Raw genomic sequence first — 20,403 nt, forward strand, 5'->3', positions numbered from 1 at the left:
CTCCTATCAGTCATAAAAATCGCGGGCGGGATCCAGCACCGGTCTAATGATGTTGGTACGAATAACGAAATCGCCGAAGCCTTCATTCTGAAGACGATCTTGCGCCCATAGCCCGACAAGCCTGTCGATTTCGGCGAGGATCTCGGTTTCATTAATGTTTTCGCGATACATACGGGGAATGCGTGTCCCCTCGCGATTCCCGCCAAGGTGCACGTTATAGCGTCCCATCGCTTTGCCCACCAGACCGATTTCCGCTAGCATCGAGCGGCCACAGCCGTTTGGACAGCCCGTAACGCGCAGGACAATGTGCTCATCACCGACGCCGTGCTGCTGCATAATACCTTCCACCTTCGTGACAAATTCCGGCAGGAAACGCTCGGCCTCTGCCATTGCCAACGGGCAAGTAGGGAACGATACGCAGGCCATCGAGTTCTTGCGTTGCTCGCTGACGCTGTCATCAATCAGGCCATGTTCACGCGCCAGCGCATCAATCTTCGCTTTGCTACGCGTCGGAACGCCCGCAACGATCAAATTCTGATTCGCCGTTAAGCGGAAATCCCCTTTATGGATCTTGGCGATTTCCGCCAGACCGGTTTTCAGCGGACGACCCGGATAATCCAGAATACGACCGTTTTCGATAAACAGCGTCAGGTGCCATTTATTGTCGATGCCTTTTACCCAGCCGATGCGATCGCCACGTTCGGTGAATTCATAAGGGCGCACCGCTTCAAATTTCACACCAGCACGCGCTTCCACTTCCTGCTTGAAGTTGTCTACACCCACACGCTCCAGCGTGTATTTGGTTTTGGCATTTTTACGATTGGTACGGTTGCCCCAGTCACGCTGCGTGGTCACCACCGCTTCCGCGATGGCCAGCGTATGCTCAATAGAAATATAGCCCAGCTCACTGGCAGTACGCGGATAGGTTTCTTTGTCACCGTGCGCGATAGAAAGCCCACCGCCCACCAGCACGTTAAAGCCCACCAGACGGCCATTATCGGCAATCGCCACGAAGTTAAGATCGTTCGCATGCAGATCCACATCATTCTGCGGCGGAACCACGACGGTAGTTTTAAACTTACGCGGCAGATACGTTGAACCCAGAATCGGCTCTTCATCCGTCGTCGCCACTTTTTCCTGATCCATCCAGATCTCAGCATAGGCACGCGTGCGCGGCAGCAGATGCTCAGAGATCGTCTTCGCCCACTCATACGCCTGCTGATGCAGTTCGGACTCTATCGGGTTAGACGTACACAGCACATTACGGTTCATGTCGTTCGCCGTCGCCAGCGCATCCAGACCGATGCTATTCAGCATCTGGTGTACCGGTTTCACGTTCGATTTGAGAATACCGTGGTACTGGAACGTCTGACGGTTGGTGATACGAATGCTGCCGTAAATCGTGTTCTCGCCAGCAAATTTGTCGATCCGTAACCACTGCTGCGGCGTCATCACCCCACCGGGCAAACGGCAGCGCAGCAGCATCGCATGGCGCGGTTCCAGCTTCTGTTCGGCACGCTCGGCACGAATATCGCGATCATCTTGCTGATACATGCCGTGGAAACGGATCAGCAGAAAGTTATCGCCCTTAAAGCCGCCGGTCAGACCATCGTTCAGGTCTTCAGCTATCGTGCCACGCAGAAAGTTACTTTCTGTCTTCATGCGCTCTGCATCAGTGAGTTTCCCTTCTACCACCAAGGGGCCAGGGTGTTTTTCACTGAAAACGTATTTTTCGCTCATTAGTACACATCTCGCTGATAACGGCGCTCAAGGCGCAGATCGCTTAAAAACTCGTCGGCTTGTTCACTGTCCATGCCGCCATGCTCAACTATCACATCCAGCAGTGCTCGCTCGACGTCTTTCGCCATACGGTTAGCATCGCCACACACGTACAGGTGCGCACCGTCCTGAATCCAGCGCCAGACTTCCGCGCCTTTTTCCCGCAGTTTGTCCTGTACATAGATTTTGTGTGCTTGATCGCGCGACCACGCCAGATCGATGTGCGTCAACAGCCCTTCTTTCACGTAGCGCTGCCATTCAACCTGATACAGAAAGTCTTCCATAAAGTGTGGATTGCCGAAGAACAGCCAGTTCTTTCCTTCCGCCCCATCGGCATCGCGCTGTTGCATAAAGGCGCGGAATGGCGCAATCCCGGTTCCTGGCCCAATCATAATGACCGGAGTTTCCGAATTAGCAGGCAGGCGGAAGTTATCGTTATGCTCGATAAAGACGCGGATTTCATCGTCTTCACTCAGCCTGTCAGCCAGATAGCTGGACGCACCACCGGCACGCGCGCGTCCTTCATATTCATAGCGCACCACGCCAACGGTGATATGCACTTCGCTTTCGGCTTCTGCCTGTGATGAAGCAATGGAGTAAAGACGTGGCGTCAACGGACGCAGCAGGCCAAGCAGCTGTTCCGCCGTCAGTTCTACTGGCGCTTGTCGCACCATATCAACCAGCGGCGTCCGCTGCGCAAACTGCTGAAGCGCAGGCTTATCAGCCAGTAGCGACAACAGCGTCTCATTGCGCGACAACGCAGCATATTTCTCGACGATCGGCGCAGTATTTTGCGTCAGCTCAAAGTGGCTTTTCAGCGCCTGCGACAGTGGCAGCGTCTTGCCGTCAACGCTGACGGGTTCATCGCCTTTCAGCCACAGCAGTTCCAGCAATTCCTGCACCAGCGCAGGATCGTTATCGAACCAAACACCCAGCGCGTCACCCGGCTGATAACGTAAACCGGAATCCCCCAGATCGATCTCGATATGGCGCACGTCTTTTTCTGAACCACGCCCGGTCACTTTCTGATTCACGGCAAACGTGGCCTGCAACGGCGAGGATTTGCTGTACGGGCTGCTGGTAATTTCATCCAGTGCGCCCTGAGCGGCAAGCTGTGCCACCGCGTTGCCCTGAACCGGCACCCGCGCCTGCAAAATGTCAACCATCTGACGTCGCCATTGTGCGGCAAGCGCCTGATAATCCACATCGGCATCAACGCGATCCAGCAAGCGTTCCGCGCCTAACTCAGCCAGACGACCATCGAAATCTTTACCCGCCTTGCTGAAGAATTCATAAGAGGTATCACCCAGCCCAAACACCGCAAACGCGGTGTCTTTCAGCTCCGGCGCTTTTTTGGAAAGCAGAAACTTATGCAGCGCCACCGCCTCTTCCGCTGGCTCCCCTTCACCCTGCGTCGACGCCACGATCAGCAGCAGTTTTTCTTGCCCGATTTGCTTGAATTTGTAATCACCCGCATTGACCAGATTGACGGACAGCTTGGCCGCCAGCAGGTCGTCACGCAATTGTTCCGCGACCCGACGAGCGTTGCCGGTCTGCGAGGCGGAGATCAGCGTGATGGTTTGTACCGGCACCGTTACCGTAGAAGCGGTCGCCGCCGCGTCGATCGTTGCACCAGGTTGCACGTTCCCAGGCTGTTGTATCAGCCCCCAGAAATAGCCGGATAGCCAGGCCAGCTGCGTCGATGAGAAATCACCGGTTGCCGCCTGTAAACGCGTTAATTGCTCCGCACTCAGCGGAAGCAACGAAGTGGGGGAAACCGGAGTAGTCATTGTGATTTCTGTTTCCTTGTGCCTGTGCAGTTAGCCAACGGCGCTAATACAAAAACATGCAATAAAAAGATGGGTGGAGGATAAGGGTAACGATCTGCATCTTAACAATTAAAGAAATGATGGAAATATTAAATAACCAAAATGACTAAATGGTTTTTCTGATAGTCCTTATTGCTTAAAGTGTTATAGCCGATGGGGTGCGCGTTTCATGGCGGTATCGGTAGGAACTCATGAGGAAAGTGGGGCTGCCGCGCAGCCCCATACAAACAGGATGTGGGCTAAATTTTTAGGACTTTCATGCCGAAATCGTCAGGATTAACGATATTTTCGAGCTTACCGACCTGCAATAAGTCGCCATTAGAAACGACACTGCTGATATTGGTATCAGGAAAGCGAAGGTTCTTGATGAGATGCACCACGATAGGCTTGCCCTTTTTATCAATATCCATCACCCACCCAAGAAAGCCTCCCGAGTATTTCGCCAGACTGCCTATTGGGTAGAGGCCGTAAATCTGCACGTATTTGACCAACACGGTCTTATCATAGGCACCGCTCGCCTCATAGATTTTGCGGTAGGTAGCCAATGGCGTGCGAGGAGAAATGCCATTACGCGCATACCTCAGCTTATTAATTGCCTTAATCACGGACACTAATCGGACTAACTCCGATAGCCGATCGGCGCGCTTGCCTTGCGGATAGCCGCTACCGTCCAAACGCTCGTTAGCATTTTCTATCACATCGCAACACGTGGGGCTGAGCACCCAACCTAATTCATGAAGTTTCGCACACAGCACGCCTACATGACCGCTAAGGATCGCCTTCTGCGCCGGGTTCATATTCACTTTCAGCGACGGAAGACGGGCGTTTACTAGCAGCGGCTTGCCCATCGTGTGGAGTAACGCGCCTAACACCGCCTCACGCACCTGAGGATTATGTGGGTCGGAAATTAACAGCATATCAGCCAGCTTCCCCGCGACCTGCACCGCATGTCTGACCCAATCCGCCTCATCGCGCAGGAATGACAGCGCGTACAGAAAGGCTTTTCTCTCTTTTTTGACCATATAGAGCAAGGTGTCAACGCAGTCGTAAAAGATATCAATAGGCAGTTGATTGCGCGTTTTCATGTACATCAGCCCAATCTGAAGCCGATGAGCAACCTCCATCACTCCTCGTTCCATGGGCGTCTGACGAGTACGTTTCTCTCGCTCCTGACTTTCTCGCAGCAATATGTTTTTCTCCTTGGTGCCCGGAATGAACAACGGGGACGAATACACCATGCTGCCAGTGACGCCGGTTCGGTATGCCGCCTCTCTTTCCGACTCATTCGTGTAGTGAAGCAAGGCTTCCGACTGGGATGAAGACAAATTGATAAATTGGATGCCGACGGCTGCATAGCCATTATTCCCAAAGGGCCGTATATGGCGAATTTTCCCCTCGGCATAAAAACTTTCTCCGTTAGGGAATTCAAGCGTGATTCCGGGAATATCTTGACCCACTTCAATCGCGATACTCTCAACCAGATCGATTTCAACCATACATCCACCAGTCGATAAATTACGCACCATCCCGGGCACATTAAGCGCATGTAGATAAACTTCAATGCGAGCACGGGCCTGCATACCAAGAATAAAGGGAATACGAATCGCCCCCCTGTTTTCCGTGACAAAAACAGACTCTGGCAAGCGACATTCCAGACGATAAAACATACTGTCCGTCTTGAATAATTGGGTAGGGATATTACAAAGACTGTAGGTTTCTCGTTCGATGCTCTCCGTGCCTTTGAGTGCCTCCAGATCAAAATTCAAGCCACCATCGACAAGATACTTATCGATATCCGAGCCAGAATATTCAACATCTAATACCATACGACCTTTATTCAGGTTCAGTTCCGCAACATCTGCTTTCAATGCATATAGCATATCTTTGGCATAGACAGACATCACATAGGTATGTTGCAGCAATGCGCTAATCACTTTAGCGGGAGGAGGAGAAAAGTGTTCCACGATAAAATCCACCTATTAATGCGATGGTGATATACCCAAAAACCCAAAAAAGGATTTCTATTTTTTTAAAAAACGAATTATCACGTGGGATTAAAGTCTTTAGAAAATGTATATTATTACTAAGTGTAAATGTCACTCAGGAACAATTCCGAGTTGCTTCTCACCCCGATATCATTATGAAACAACGATCTTAACATCGCTTATCATCCTAACAAGGATGACATGAAGTCACAACGATCGCACGCCCCATCAAATTGATCAAAATACAAACAAAATAATCATAAAAACCAAACAAACGAGAATTATTAATAATAAATTCCATTAAAAATATCATTAATGGAATAAAACACAAACATCAATATAGATTTAAACGATCATTAGTTTTTTGTTGATAGCCAAAAACTATCAAACAGGAATTATTGATCATTTAAAACAATTTCCAAATATTCCAAATTATTGTGTAGAATCCAAACGAGCCATGTTATGGAATTCCTATTTCTATGGAGAGGGTGAGTAATCAGTAAAATGAATACAACAACATTGAATATCGATGGAGAAATTCTTAGGCTAACAGCAGAATTTCAGCCTATTATCCATCTCCCTAAAAATAAAATATTTCGCTATGAAGCCCTCGCCAGGTTTTATAACTCGGAAGGGGCACTCACACCAACTCAGCAAACAATAGATAAAATTGAGAAGTGTCAAGCAATCGATAAAGTAACAGATTTTATTTTTGATGTTGTTTGTCAGGTAATAAAAAACAAAAACAGCATGACAATATCATTCAACCTATCGCACTTACTTTTTAATAACACTCTCTATCTGGAAAGCTTATATCAGAAATGCTTAAGCAATAATGTTAGCCCACAGAATATAGAAATAGAGATCAGTGAAAAAACGACCCGACAACAGTTAATTGATGGAATACCTTTTTTAAACCAAGCCAAAAAATATGGCTTTATGATTTCATTAGATGATTTTGGCGCAGGAAATCTACAGATAGACAGCTTGAGTTTGTTTAACTTCGATACGATAAAAATCGATCGCTCCATTATAGATGGCATTGGTAAAGAAGAAACAAAATCACAAAAACTAAAAGTCTTATTGAATAAACTTATTCCTCTTGGGGTAAATATTATCTGTGAGGGTGTTGAAAAAGCCACCGATTTAAATCGATTAAATAAATACCATCCCATTGGTATTCAAGGATATATTTTCTATCGTCCATTAACGTTCAGCCAATTAAGGCTACTGGAAGGTTTTTAGCTTGTAGCTTGCACCCCAGCTTCTGCTGCCCTGTTCCTCGCAGGTTAGCGCGTCATAATCGGTCTGCGATATTCACTCCCACGATAAATCCCCCGCCAACAACGCCTTAGGCGATCGACATTAGCGAACAGGCTCACATTTCTGGCGTTCTCCCCAGGAATTTATCCTTTGCGCTAGCGCATCAATGCGATACTCACGCCAGTGGCAACGGGAGAAAAATGATGTGGCAACGACGCGCGCTGGAACTCAATACGCAGGATATATGGCACTGGCAACAGGTCATCTCGATCGTCGATTACACCTGTGAACACGGCTTCAATACGCTGGTGCTGGGTGCGGCAGATTTACTGGATAAACTCGTGACGCCGGAAGCCTACAATAACGCGCGTTTTGACGATCGCATCAGCAGCCAGCAGCGTTCCCGCTGCGTTTACCTGAATCAGGTTGCGGCGCACTGCCGCGAACAGGGACTGTCGCTGTATCTGCAATGCAAAGAGCTGTCGTTTCCCACGGATCTACTGCTTCATCACCCAGAGTTACTCGGCGACAAACATAGCCTTCGCATGGATACCGATTTTTGGTGCGACTATCTTGCCGCCAAAGTCGAACTGCTGATGCAGCAAATCCCACGTCTGAGTGGCCTGCTGCTGGCGATCTCCAACAGCGATAGTTTGCTGCGCTTTTCTGCCCCTTCCGGCGATGAGATCAACGGCGTCGTTCCCGTCACCACCCACTGGCCGACCAACGCCGACAGCGAGCAGATCTACCACCGGTTATTCTCCGCCGTCGCCCGCGTCATGCACTATCACCAGCGCCATCTGGTGTTGCGCGCGTTTCCCGCCAGCCATCAGGATATCGGTAACGTTCTGAACGCCATTCGCACACTGCCGGAATCCGTCTCCGTCGCCATCAAAGTCACGCCAGAGCGCTTCTGGCCTGAATTTCCCAATAATCCAGCACTGTTGGACATTAGCGGGCGCGAAGTCTGGGTTGAGCTGGATCTGGCTGGCGAAGAGGTCGGCTGGGGCAATCTGCCCTTCCTACGCTACACCGAGGTACAAGGGCGGCTGCTGTGGTGCAGGGAGAAAAATCCCGCGATTGTCAGCGCGCTGTGCCGCATCAGTTGGGAGGGCGTCGATAATCACAGCGTGATCGGCACGCTAAGCGAGTTCACCCTGTTCGCCTGCTCCCGATTACTCACTAACCAGACTGCATCAGCAAACGAAAGTACGCTGTTTGCACAGTGGTTAATGACGCGCTATCAGTGGCAGCCGGACGATAGCGTACTGCACACCATGCAGACCTTATTAGATCAGGCGCATCAGGCCGTTTCTCTGTCGCTATATACGCGTCACCACGTTTTTCATCGCCACAGCCTGCTGCCGACCAGCTTTGGTCAGGCAATCTGGAGTCTGTACGGTCAGCTCAACCGTAACCACTGGCTGCCGGGTTCTGGGCAAGATATTACGTTCGACCCGCAGCATGCCGAGCTGGCATCGCAAAACCTCTATCACATCGCGAAAGAGAAAGATGCCGCGTGGCAATTGGCAGAACAGTGCCAGCAGGCCGCACTGCAATTTTCCCGTGAACACACAATGCCGGAGGCGCTCAGACAGCGCTGGCAGCAGGAATGGCGTGGTCTGACACTGTATTGCCGCGCGTTTGTTCACGCACAGAAAGCCTTCTTTACGCTGCACTACTGCAAACAGGTGGAGAACAACTGGACGCTGCGTGAAATCGCCAAAACCAATATTCAGGCGTTATACGGCATTGGGCATGAGATGGAGGATTTCTGCCTGCAACACCGGGATTACCCGGTGAGCATGCATGTGATGTTTGATGCCGGGCGTCCGCGCGCGTTAGCCGATAGCCTGCAACAGCAGTTGGCTGAACTCGCGTAACGCACCGGCCAGTAATATACCTTAATCAGTAAAACACCTTAGTCAGCAACTATCTTAGCCAGTCATTCGCTTAGCGAATCACTCGCTTCAGAATTCTCTCCCCAGAATTGCTGAAGTTTTTCGCCGACTCTTCGACGCTCTTTTTACTATAATCGAGCTGTTCGATGGTTTGCAGGATCAGGCTGGCAAGCTGGGGATCTTCAAGATAGGAAGAAACGGATGTTTGCATCGGCTTTTGCAACGCAAGCGATAATCCGGCAACCGACAGATCGTTGGTGTCCAGCTTCTGCTTTTCTTCTAGCGTATGTCTGGCAATGCGGCTGAGCGGAATACCGCGCTCGGTCCCCATCAGCAGCGCCCCTTCAGGATCGTTCATCAGGAAATTCAGTAACAGCGCTGCTTCTTTCGGGTGTTTGGTGTTTTTGCTGATGGCAAACAGCATCGACGGTTTGAAGAACTGTCCTGAATTATCCGAACCTGGCGTCATAATATACGGCCCTAATTCAAGCTTGCCGGGTGCCGCCAGCGGATCGGCGTATTTCTTCACGACCGAAATCCACAGATGCGCACCACCGTATTCACCGTTAATCCAAGGGCGCGTTTCATACATACCCACTTTGCCAAACGCGTTGTAATACTTCGAAGACGGCATTACGTGTTCGTCGATCAAACGCTTGTAGAAGCGGAACGCCTCGATCCATTGTGCCTCGCTGTAGTTAAAGCGTTTGTTCTTTTCGTCGATCATGCCGATCTGATATTTCTGCGTCATGTAATAGTTGATCAATTCCAGCATGCCTTCACCGCTGTCCTGCGCAGGCGAAGCAATCGGGAAATAGTTATCACCCAGTTTTTCTTTAAATACCTTGCCCGCATGGAACAGCTCATCCCAACTGGTTGGGTACGGCAGCCCGGCTTTCTTCCAGGTTTCCGTGTTGTAGTACATCACCAACGCATTCAGCGAGGTGGAAATCGCGTTCACCTTACCGTCGATGGTCGCTGGCTTTAGCGCGTCTTCGGGGAAATCCTGCAATTTCAGCGTATCGGTCAGCTTATTCAGGTCATAAAAGCCGGTGCCGGTCTTGGAAAAAATCGGCAGCCAGTTCCAGTTTACCTGGAGCACATCCGGCTCTTCACCGCTGGCAATCTGCGTCGTCAGACGAGATAAGTGCCCATCCCAACCGGTATATTCTGGTTTTACGCTGATATATGGATATTGTTTCTGAAAGGCTTCCAGCGCGGTCAACGTCGCCTGATGACGGCTGTTTCCTCCCCACCAAGAGACGCGTAATTCCACTGGATCAGCAGCCTGCGCAAGCGAACAGAGCGCAGAGAAGGCGATGAAAATCAGTCCAAGTAATCTCATTTTTCCCCCAACGACATTATTATTGTGTGGTGTGTCTGGCGTACTGGTGTGATGTGTAGATGAGAAAGCAGGTTGGGTACATAACCGCTATCGTTTTGGGAATCGACATCTCCCTGACCCTGACAAGATAGGCAGAACTTTTTTTATCGCGCCAGTCACCACAGTGGGAAAGCGTGTGATTTGCGGGGCTGACGGAAGAAATGTGGATGACCGAGTGGCGTTAGCGGGCGTTTCAACCACGCAGCATGAGTCCTATCTGATGCAGCAGGGAGGTGCCTCACATCATTAACTGGCTCACTACACCAAAAAGAGATTTGATTCACAAATAAGAAACACAAAAACAACAAAATCACTCCACGTACGCGGCAAAAGAGAGAAAGCAGCCTAAAAGCGTGATGAAACACACACTGCATGAAGCTCCGTATCGTCCTCTTCGTTATGCCCTTCACATTCTCTTAAGCGGTATGCCCTGCGCTGTGAAGCCGGTTCCAAGCTCCGCAGATTTCATCGTGGCGGATCCTGCCGAACAACCCAAAACGTGCTGCAATGCGATAATGAAGGACAAAATTGGATCTCATCATGAAACATTCTATTCAGTCATACTCCCCCGCCGCTGATGGTGTCACACCGGATACCGCCATTTTTCAGCAGGCTATCGATCGGATTGCGGCACAGGGCGGCGGCACACTGACGGTAGAACCGGGGCGCTATCTGTTAGGGGGATTACTGCTGCCTTCCAATTTTTGTCTGCAACTGGAGGCGGGTGCGGAGCTGATCGTCAGCGGCGACTATGAACAGTTTGCGCAAGCCACGACGATCAGCATGGCCGAACTGTCGCACCGTGCGTTTCTTTATGCCTATCAACAGCGCAATATCACGATCTGCGGTCAGGGTAAGATCATGGGGAATGCCGATGCCTATTTTTCTGCGGAACCTGACGATCAGGGCTATCGCCTGCCAGCAAAATATCGCCCGCGCATTGTGGTCTTTGAGGATTGCGAACACGTTCGCCTGTGTGATTTTACGATTGAACACGCTCCGATGTGGACCGTGCATCTGGTCAGTTGTCGCCAGATCATCGTCGAACGTTTGACGATTGATAACGATCTGAGCATGGCGAATACCGATGCGCTGGATCTCGACAGCTGTCAGCAGGTGCAAATCAGCAACTGTTCATTAAGCGCCGCCGACGATGCGCTGTGCATCAAAACCACCCATAAGCCACCTCACCTGCAACGTAAGGTACAACAGGTTGTCATCAGCAACTGCCTGCTGCGATCCAAGAGTTGCGCGCTGAAAATCGGCACCGAAACCTTTGCCGATATCGAAGATATTTCCGTCAGCAACTGCGCTATTTATGACACTAACCGCGCAATCGGCCTGATCTCCCGCGATGGTGGCGCATTCCGACGCCTGCAATTCAGCAACATCACGTTCCAGTGCGTTGCCGCACATCCGTGCCACTGGGGCAAAGCCGATCCGATCTTTATCTCCGTGCGCTATCGCGATCCCGCCATCGAACCGGGCCGGATCGAAGCAGTGCAATTTTCCCAGATCGCAGGGATCAGCGAAGGAGCGATTAACCTGCACAGTACGCCCGTAGGCTACATTCGCGATATCCATTTCCACACCGTACACCTTGAACAACGGCAGAGCAATTCACCGGAACAGGGCATGTACGATGTGCGCCCGCCCTGCAACCCGGAACGCCCAACAGGAATGGGGCTGGATAATGCGTATCGAGTCGATCCTGCGACAGGCCGCGCCTTCGGTGTCGAGCATTACCCAGGCGGCATGCCCGCCCTCTTTGCCCGTGGCGTCCTGAACCTGACTACTAGCCATATGACGTTCCACCGCCCCGATCCGCTGCCATCCGGCTGGCATCACACTGCGATCGTGCAGTTGGAAGAAATCGTGCAGTTGGAAGAATAAGCACTTTCGGGTAGTATGCGACGGCTTTTTGCATACTATGTTCTGGAAGCCCCTTTTTCAGAACGAAACCGGGAACATCGCTATGGTCACGACACTATTTAAAGATTTTCAGTTTGAAGCCGCACATCATTTGCCTCACGTGCCGGAAGGCCACAAATGCGGGAGACTGCATGGGCACTCTTTCATGGTGAGACTGGAAATTACCGGTGAAGTAGATCCGTATACCGGCTGGGTGATGGATTTCTCTGAACTGAAAGCTGCGTTCAAGCCGACATGGGAACGGTTGGATCATCACTATCTGAATGAGATCCCCGGTCTGGAAAACCCAACCAGCGAAGTGCTGGCACACTGGATCTGGCAACAGCTGAAGCCGACATTACCGCTGCTCAGCGCCGTGATGGTGAAAGAAACCTGCACTGCTGGCTGCGTCTATAAAGGCGAGTAACGAAGAAGTGGTATGAAGTAGTATGTAGTCTGGCGTGAAGATCCCTCTCTCACGCCCCCTGATATCAGGCGATATTCAGGTATTTGTGTGTCTGCATGGAAAGCCGCCAATTACGGGCGATGCAGGTCGCGATGCACAGTTTGGTCGCATCGTCTTTCTGGCTGATCGGCTGTAGCGCCACAATACGCGGCTTATCATCATCAAGCCGCGCCAACAGCGCATCCAATGCTTCAATATCACGTTCACGCGCCACTGGGTGTTTGATCTCATCCGCCCGTTGCAGCGCTTGATCGAGCACCTTCATGCCGCCGCGCATATTCACCTTCGGCGATACCGTCACCCAGGTTTTAGGCGAACAGCGCACGTCGTGCGTGCCGCTGGTTTCGATCTGGCAGCTGAAGCCCTGCTTTTCCAACTGTAGCGTCAGCGGTGCCAAATCATGGATGCAGGGCTCGCCACCGGTGATGACGATGTGGCGTGCCGTGTAACCCTGCTGCGCCATCAGTGCCAGAATATCGTCTGCACTCGCCGCGCCCCAGGCATCACTTTCTTCCGTTTTTACCAGCACCTGATCCAATGAGGTTTCCCGCTCTGCCAGTTTGTCCCAGGTATGTTTGGTATCGCACCAGCTACAGCCAACCGGGCAACCTTGCAGGCGCACAAACACCGCCGGAACACCGGTAAAATAGCCTTCGCCCTGTAACGTCTGGAACATTTCATTAATCGGGTACTGCATGTTTTTCACTGTCTCGCTTACTTAAAAACACATTATACCCTAAATCATTCGTGTTGCAGGGCGGCAGCTACTCAGCAACCTCTTCGTCGGAGTCGGAACAGTTGAGTAATTCGACGTGTGCGTCAATAATCAATCTGTTGTTACGATTTCACCTGCTTTCATACTCTAAATAATTCGAGTTTCAGGAAGGCGGCAAGGGAAGGAATCCCGATGAGCTTACTCAAGTAAGTGATTCGGGTGACTGATCGCAGCCAACGCACATGCAACTTGAAGTATGACGAGTTTATTATGTTTCATAATAAACAAGGACAAAAACAAATGAAGTTATTGAAACCATTAGCCTTATTACTCGCCTCTTGTGCATTTGTACCTGCTCTTACGCAGGCACAGGATATCGCCCAGGTTAAAACGCAGCCAGGCTATTACCGCATGATGCTCGGACAGTTTGAAATCACCGCCCTGTCTGACGGCACCAACACCATGTCCATGGACAAACTGTTGCAGCGCACCCCGCCAGAAAAAATCACCGAACTGTTGGCAGAAAAATCGCTAACGCCACAGGTGGAAACATCGATCAACGCCTATTTGGTCAATACCGGGAAACACCTGATTCTGATCGATACCGGCAACGGTAAACAAAGTAACCCTACGGTAGGGAAAGTGCTGCCGAATCTGATTGCGGCGGGTTATAAGCCTGAACAGGTCGATACCGTATTGATGACCCACCTACACGGTGACCACTTTGGCGGTTTGGTGCAGGACAATAAGCTGAACTACCCGAATGCCACCGTGTATGTCAGTCAACCAGAAACCGACTTCTGGCTCAGCCCAGAAAATCTGAAGAATGCGCCAGAAGGTAGAAAGGCGGCGTTCCAACGCGTGCAAAATATTTTTGATGCTATTAAGAAAGATAACAAGCTGAAAACCTTCCCAGCCCCGCAGACGGTACTTCTGCCCGGAATCACCGCGATTCCAAGCCCAGGGCATACGCCGGGACACACCTCGTTTATGGTTGAAAGCGAGGGGAAAAAGTTGCTGGTATGGGGAGACATCGTTCATGCGGAAGCAGTACAGATGAGCTTACCAGCCACCACCATCAGCTTTGACTCAAATATGGATCAGGCGACGGAATCTCGTAATAAAGCACTGGCCGACGCCGCTAGTCAGGGTTATTGGGTCGCGGGTGCTCACCTGCCCTTCCCCGGCATCGGCCACGTAGGTACACGCCTGGAACGCAACGGCACCACCAACGGTTACCGCTGGCTTCCGGCGAATTACAGCATAGCTGGGCTGTCACAGTAATCCCCTCGCCGTCACTCAAGCAGGGGGCGAATTCGCCTCCTGCTCCTCCACCACCTCCGCAATTTGCTCATACAGCCACTTGATCGCCGGATTACTGTCCTGCCTTGCATGCCAGAGCGCCGAGAGCGTATATCTCGGTAAATCAAGCGGAACCGGGCTGTCGACCAGGCCGTAATGCTGACACCACAGCGTCGCCAGCTTTTCCGGTACGGTAGCGACTGACGGCGTTTGCTGCAATATTCCCAGCAGAGCGGAGAAATGCGGCGTGGTGTAATGAATCGTCCGCGTCATTTCCTGTTTTTCCAGCATGTCGTCCACAACACCACGTGCACGTTCACGGTAAGTCACCAGTAAATGGCGCTGCTGGCTGTATAGAGCCAGAGGAAGAGGATATGGCAACGTGAGCTGCTGTGGATGCCAAAGCACTCGGAACCCTGACGATAGCAACGCGCGCTGCTTCAACCAGTTAGCCTGCGAGCTGGCAACGGAGATCACCAGATCGACGCTGTCATTTTCCAGCCGATCCACATCTAAAAACGGATCGGTGGCAACAAGGTTGATGCGCAAATTAGGCGCAGTCGCGTTGAGCCGTTTCAGCAACAACGGCATCAGCCATATTTCTACCCAATCGGTCATTCCCAGCGTGATCACACGTGAATCTGTCCGCGGATCAAATCTCTCGGGATCGCCCAAAACCGACTGCAACTGTTCAAAAGTAGGTGACAGTTGGGTCGCCAGATAATCCGCGCGCGCCGTTGGGCGCATCACCTGCCCCGTGCGGATAAACAGCGGATCGTCAAACAGTGTACGCAAACGCGCCAGCGCACCACTTACGGCGGGCTGCCCCAAATGCAGCTTATCCGCCGCAGCGGAGACGCTTTTTTCGCGATACAACACCAGAAATGTCACCAGCAGATTTAAATCCACGCCTCGAAAATCATTTTCCATGATAGTTAGTATCAAGTTAATCAATTTGAACAATAGTAGCGTCAGCAGAATAATCGTTCCAGTCCCTGACGAGCAGGGTCACCTTCCTGGAATGCATAATGAAAATGAATCTTCTGAAACAGACGTTATTACCCGTGGTTTTGCTGGCGGGAACGCCCCTTATCGCCGAAGCAGAATCGGTGCCTCAACTGAGAACACAGGCACCGGGTTATTACCGGATGATGCTAGGCCAGTTTGAAATTACTGCCCTTTCTGACGGTACGGTCACTATCCCACTGGATAAGCTGCTCACCCACATTCCCCACGAAGACATACTGCACCTGCTGGCGCAAAAGAATCTCCAGCCGCAGGTCGAAACCTCAATTAACGCGTATCTCATTAATACGGGTAAACGGCTGATACTGGTAGACACTGGGGCCGGGCCACTATTCGGCAAACAGGGGGGGAAATTACCCGACAACCTGCGCGCCGCTGGCTATCCACCGGAGAAGATTGATACCGTTTTGCTGACCCATATTCATGCCGATCATTCTGGCGGCGTCTCGCGTGACGGCAAGCTGGTTTTCCCTAACGCCACCGTTTACGTTAATCAGAAAGATGTGGATTTCTGGCTCAATCCGTCTAACAGCAACCATGTTCGGGATAGCGAGAAACACACGTTCGGGCAGTCGGAGGACTCATTGCAGCCCGTCGTTGCGGCCAAACGGCTGAAAACCTTCTCCGGCAAGCAGCCGCTTTTTCCGGGCATTACCGCTGTTCCAGCGCCGGGGCATACGCCAGGTCATAGCCTTTATCAGATCGAAAGTGACGGTCAAAAACTGACACTATGGGGCGATACGATCCATGCCGAAGCGGTACAATTTCCTCGCCCTATGACTACGATCGATTTCGATCGCAATATGGATGAAGCCGCAGACGCGCGTTTACAGGTTCTGGCAGAAGCAGCGCAGAATAATGAATGGATTGGTGCGGCACACATTTCCTTCCCCGGTTTAGGTCAGGGCAAAGCCGTGTATGATTCAAGCGGTAAACCAAACGGCTATCGCTGGATCCCTGCGAATTACAGTATGGCGGGGCTAAAAAACTAAGGGGCAGAATGGAATTCATTACGTTAATTACTGGCGGTTCGCGCGGCATCGGTCGCGCAACCGCGCGCTATCTGGCAGGAAAAGGCCACAAGATTTGTATCGGCTACCGCACCCAGCAGGATAGTGCGAATAGCGTCCTCGAAGAGATACGCGCGAGCGGCGGAACTGCCATCGCCGTTCAGGTCGATATCGCCGATGAAGAGCAGGTTATCGAACTCTTTAAGCAAACCGATAAAATGCTTGGGCGTCTGACAGGCCTAGTGAATAACGCCGCGATACTCAAACCTCAGGCCACTATTGAACAGCTTGATGCCACACGGCTTAACGATATTTTTGCCACCAACACCGTGGGCAGTTTTCTTTGTGCTCGGGAAGCGGTCAAACGCATGGCATTTCGGCATGGCGGAAAAGGCGGAGCCATCGTCAACGTGTCATCCGCAGCCGCTCGGCTGGGTTCGCCACACGAATATATCGACTATGCGGCATCAAAGGGCGCGCTCGATACCTTAACTATTGGTTTATCTCTGGAAGTCGCCGATCAGGGCATTCGGGTTAACGCCGTGCGGCCCGGTTTTATTTATACCGATATGCATGCTGACGGTGGAGAACCGGCAAGGGTCGATCGCGTCAAGCATTCGCTGCCTATGAAACGGGGTGGTCACCCGATGGAAGTCGCGCAGGCGATAGGCTGGTTGTTATCGGACGAGGCGTCCTATGTAACAGGGAATTTTATCGATCTGGCAGGCGGGAAATAATCCCCCCCTCACCCCTCCTCTTAATCACATTTGTTATGCAGGCTAAGAGAGAGTTTCGTGCGCCATACTGCCGCCATTCATATGTAACATATACACGCGCCCGACGCAGGGCGCTCAGTCGCCGCCGCCCTGCGAACCCAGGCTTCCAGCTAAATTATGCCGCTACGCGGTTCCATCGGTGCCCATGCCCGCTTTTCGAGCCGCCAGTGACGCGTTCCCGACGCGGCACTGGCTTTCGCGACGTCCTGTCGCTCACTCGGCGGTCAAGCGCACCGCTGCATAATTTTCACGCCGGATAACGGCCAAACCATAAAAATTCGCAGCATTTGCATATAAGAGTAGCGATGACCTCTTACAGATAGACCCGCAGATATTCCGCCAGACAGAGGATCGCCATTGCCTGACCGTAAGGCATGGAGGTCAGCGCTATGTTGCGGTAGAAATCCAGATCGGTGCCCATCGCGGTGCCGAATGATACCTGCGTCAGTTCACCGTCCTTATTGACGTGATTAATCACGCCGCGAATCGCTTTCTCCGCAACCTCAGCGTAGCTCGGATCAACATAGCGCTTGCGCACCGCTTTCAAAATACCGTAGGCAAAACCGGCGGTTGCTGAGCTTTCTAAGTACGAGTTGGGATCGTCGATCAGCGTGTGCCACAGGCCGCTGTCATCCTGATATTTTGCCAATGCTTCAATCTGGCTTTCCAATACTTGCAGCAGGAAACGGCGCGTCGCGTTGTGCTCCGGCAGATCCAGCAGTTCGATAAATTCAGGGATAACGATGGTCAGCCAGCTGTTACCACGCGCCCAGCGCGCTTTGGCGTAGTTGTGCTGTCCTTCAAACGTCCAACCGTGGAACCACAGGCCGCTTTCACGATCCATCAGGTATTGCACGTGCAGCATGAACTGATATGTCGCTTCTTCTACAAACTCCGGCCGATTTAACAGCTTGCCGATTTTCGCTAACGGCAGCACGCTCATCATCAGCGTGTCATCCCACAGCTGCTGATGGTTTTCATTGTTATAAACAATGTGCTGCAAGCCCTGCTTGTCCGTGCGCGGCATTTCATACATCACCCACTCCGCCCAGCGCTCCAGATACGGCAGCCAGCGGGCATCGCCCGTCTCTTCATAGCGATAAGCCAACGTCAGGAACGGGCACACGGTGTTCACGTTCTTCGTCGGTGTGCCTTCCGCCAGACGTTCAGTAAACCAGTCGTCAATGATGGCGCGCATCTGCTCGTCACCCGTCTGCTGATAATACTGATAAATCCCGTACAGCCCGATGCCGTGCGTCCACTCCCACCCTGCCCAGCCTTTGGTATCAATCACCCGACCATCGTCCAGCCGTAACAAGAACTCACCGGTTTTATCCTCAATATTCACCAGATTGTCGGTGATACGGCAAATCAGCGCCTTCAGATCCTCACGGGAGATGAAGCGTTCCGGCTGACGTAAAAGCGGGCTATGTTTTACACTGAATACGGTCATAGTCATTCATCCAATTGAGTTATCAGTTAACAGTTCAATACAGTTACGGCTGTGTAGCGTGCGTTACCGGCTTGTCGCCGTTATGACGGTTCAAATAGCCGATATTGTTGTTGCCCCACAGCGATTCATACGGCATACCAGCCAACATTTCGACTGTCGCCCGCGCCTGCGGCGTAATCTTCTCCGGCACAGGACGCCCGGCTTCACGCATTTTCAACGTCTCTTCCCGCAGCACGCTGTGCGTTTGCAGGTTGAGCTTAAAGCGTAGAGAAACCAGGAAGCCCAGCGCCAGCACGCACACAGTGCCGAAGCTTAAAATCATCAGAATCGTGTGGCTGACGCTCGGCGCTTGTACGCTCTGCCCGGATACAAAACCGGACAGCTGCAACACAATCCCCACCAGCATCACCGCACCGGCCTGAGAGGCTTTACGAGTCAGCGTCATAATCCCAGCGAAGATGCCTTCACGACGCTGTGCGGTGATCACTTCATCTACATCCGCGATGTAAGTGTAGGTGTTCCACGGTACGTAGTTGATCCCGCCGCGTCCGATACCCGCCAGCGCAGAGATCAGCAGCAATAGAGAGAAGGTGTCATGCAGGCCGCTGTACCACAGGACAGCGTAGGAGAGCGCACTCAGGCCAAACAGGCACACAACAAAGCGGTAAGAGGGGGCTGGCCCAAAGCGGATACACAGCGGAATCATGCCAATCACCGCAATAAATTGCAGAATCGCCATCGTTCCCATCAGGTTAGAGGCCATCGTCGGGCTTTGCATCAGCACAAAGACTACGTAGTAGGTAAACACGGCGTTGAACACATCCTGCGCGATATACCCGCCCAGATACATACCGAGATGCTGGCGGAAAATACGAATACGCAGCGTGGAAACCAGTTCAACGTTCAGCCGTTTCAGGCTTTGGCTCAGCGTCAGGGACTGGCGCTCTTTTTCCGCCCGTAGCGACGCTTCCGACATCTGATCGCGTGGCCGCTCCCAGGTAAAGAAATAGACCAACGTCAGCACCAGGGCGCAGATAATCGAGAACACCAGACTCGAATAGAAGAAGGACACGGCATTGTCTTTACCGAAGTAGCCCAGCAGAATGCCCGGCAAGAAAGCAGCTAAAATCGCGGAAAGCTGCGCAAGCGCGATACGTGCGCCGGAGAACTTGGTTTTCTGTTTGAAATCGTCGGTCATTTCCGGCACCAGCGTTTCATACGGCACCAGCACCATCGTATAGACGATATCGAACAGCAGGTACGTCAGCAGATAGTACCAATAGCTCATATCCCCGACCCACATGAAGCTGTAGCTGAACACGAAGGGAATACCGAGCAGAATAAAGAACTTACGACGGCCGAAGCGCTTGCCCAGCCAGGTTGAGCCGAAGTTATCGGTCAGGAAGCCCATCAGCGGGCTGACAACAGCATCGAGCACGCGCGCCATCGCAAAAATAAAGGTTGCTTCAATCGGCGTTAAGCCGCAGAACGTGGTGTAAAAATAGAGTAACCAAGCGGCCGTCAGCGCGGTTGTACCCGCACCAAGAAAGTCCCCTGAACCGTAGGCTAAATAGTTAGCCAAACCGATCTTACGTGTTTTCAT

15 protein-coding genes are annotated in these 20,403 nt (G+C 51.8%); 7 read left to right on the plus strand and 8 right to left on the minus strand.

Annotated features, from left to right (window positions below; genetic code table 11):
- Nucleotides 1–6 precede the first annotated feature (6 nt).
- The 3 genes from cysI to DCX48_08685 form a co-directional block, all read right to left on the minus strand.
- A complete protein-coding gene (gene cysI / locus DCX48_08675) occupies nucleotides 7–1,740 on the minus strand; it encodes an assimilatory sulfite reductase (NADPH) hemoprotein subunit (protein ID QXE14564.1) in 1,734 nt (577 codons plus the stop codon).
- Nucleotides 1,740–3,569, minus strand: a complete 1,830-nt coding sequence (locus tag DCX48_08680) for an NADPH-dependent assimilatory sulfite reductase flavoprotein subunit (protein QXE14565.1) — start codon at nucleotides 3,567–3,569, stop codon at nucleotides 1,740–1,742. Before DCX48_08680 ends, cysI begins: the two co-directional genes overlap by 1 nt.
- 278 nt (nucleotides 3,570–3,847) lie before the next feature.
- A complete protein-coding gene (locus tag DCX48_08685) occupies nucleotides 3,848–5,572 on the minus strand; it encodes a metal-dependent phosphohydrolase (protein QXE14566.1) in 1,725 nt (574 codons plus the stop codon).
- A gap of 525 nt (nucleotides 5,573–6,097) precedes the next feature.
- Here DCX48_08685 and DCX48_08690 point away from each other — a divergent pair.
- Both DCX48_08690 and DCX48_08695 read left to right on the plus strand, forming a co-directional pair.
- Entirely contained in the window at nucleotides 6,098–6,838 is a 741-nt protein-coding gene (locus DCX48_08690) for an EAL domain-containing protein (protein QXE14567.1), read from the plus strand.
- 221 nt (nucleotides 6,839–7,059) lie between these two features.
- Nucleotides 7,060–8,739 carry a hypothetical protein gene (locus DCX48_08695; protein QXE17192.1) on the plus strand — a complete coding sequence of 560 codons (1,680 nt, stop codon included), beginning with the start codon at nucleotides 7,060–7,062 and terminating at the stop codon, nucleotides 8,737–8,739.
- Nucleotides 8,740–8,809: 70 nt separating this feature from the next.
- On the opposite strand, the gene DCX48_08700 is transcribed toward DCX48_08695, so the two are convergent.
- Nucleotides 8,810–10,102: a carbohydrate ABC transporter substrate-binding protein gene (locus DCX48_08700; protein ID QXE14568.1), complete on the minus strand. Its 1,293-nt coding sequence runs from the start codon at nucleotides 10,100–10,102 to the stop codon at nucleotides 8,810–8,812.
- Nucleotides 10,103–10,681: 579 nt separating this feature from the next.
- Between DCX48_08700 and DCX48_08705 the strand changes: the two genes are divergently transcribed.
- Both DCX48_08705 and queD read left to right on the plus strand, forming a co-directional pair.
- Nucleotides 10,682–12,034 (plus strand): glycoside hydrolase family 28 protein, encoded by a 1,353-nt coding sequence (locus tag DCX48_08705; GenBank protein ID QXE14569.1) that lies wholly within the window; start codon nucleotides 10,682–10,684, stop codon nucleotides 12,032–12,034.
- Between the two features lie 82 nt (nucleotides 12,035–12,116).
- Nucleotides 12,117–12,479, plus strand: coding sequence for a 6-carboxytetrahydropterin synthase QueD (queD, locus tag DCX48_08710; GenBank protein ID QXE14570.1), 363 nt, complete (start codon nucleotides 12,117–12,119; stop codon nucleotides 12,477–12,479).
- A 64-nt stretch (nucleotides 12,480–12,543) separates the two neighbouring features.
- Here queD and queE read toward each other — a convergent pair whose 3' ends face one another.
- Nucleotides 12,544–13,215, minus strand: a complete 672-nt coding sequence (gene queE, locus DCX48_08715; protein QXE14571.1) for a 7-carboxy-7-deazaguanine synthase QueE — start codon at nucleotides 13,213–13,215, stop codon at nucleotides 12,544–12,546.
- A gap of 318 nt (nucleotides 13,216–13,533) precedes the next feature.
- Here queE and DCX48_08720 point away from each other — a divergent pair, with 318 nt between their 5' ends.
- Entirely contained in the window at nucleotides 13,534–14,517 is a 984-nt protein-coding gene (locus tag DCX48_08720; protein QXE14572.1) for an MBL fold metallo-hydrolase, read from the plus strand.
- Nucleotides 14,518–14,532: 15 nt separating this feature from the next.
- Here DCX48_08720 and DCX48_08725 read toward each other — a convergent pair whose 3' ends face one another.
- Complete coding sequence (locus tag DCX48_08725; protein ID QXE14573.1) at nucleotides 14,533–15,465, minus strand: LysR family transcriptional regulator; 933 nt, start codon at nucleotides 15,463–15,465, stop codon at nucleotides 14,533–14,535.
- A 98-nt stretch (nucleotides 15,466–15,563) separates the two neighbouring features.
- On the opposite strand from DCX48_08725, the gene DCX48_08730 reads away from it, so the two are divergent.
- Both DCX48_08730 and DCX48_08735 read left to right on the plus strand, forming a co-directional pair.
- On the plus strand, nucleotides 15,564–16,553 hold the full coding sequence (locus tag DCX48_08730) for an MBL fold metallo-hydrolase (GenBank protein QXE14574.1): 990 nt from the start codon (nucleotides 15,564–15,566) through the stop codon (nucleotides 16,551–16,553).
- Between the two features lie 8 nt (nucleotides 16,554–16,561).
- Nucleotides 16,562–17,308, plus strand: coding sequence for an SDR family oxidoreductase (locus DCX48_08735; protein ID QXE14575.1), 747 nt, complete (start codon nucleotides 16,562–16,564; stop codon nucleotides 17,306–17,308).
- A gap of 352 nt (nucleotides 17,309–17,660) precedes the next feature.
- Here DCX48_08735 and DCX48_08740 read toward each other — a convergent pair whose 3' ends face one another.
- Nucleotides 17,661–18,800, minus strand: coding sequence for a glycoside hydrolase family 105 protein (locus DCX48_08740; GenBank protein ID QXE14576.1), 1,140 nt, complete (start codon nucleotides 18,798–18,800; stop codon nucleotides 17,661–17,663).
- 43 nt (nucleotides 18,801–18,843) lie between these two features.
- A complete protein-coding gene (locus DCX48_08745) occupies nucleotides 18,844–20,403 on the minus strand; it encodes an MFS transporter (GenBank protein QXE14577.1) in 1,560 nt (519 codons plus the stop codon).

Source organism: Pectobacterium atrosepticum, assembly GCA_019056595.1.
In the GTDB taxonomy this organism is placed as follows: domain Bacteria; phylum Pseudomonadota; class Gammaproteobacteria; order Enterobacterales; family Enterobacteriaceae; genus Pectobacterium; species Pectobacterium atrosepticum.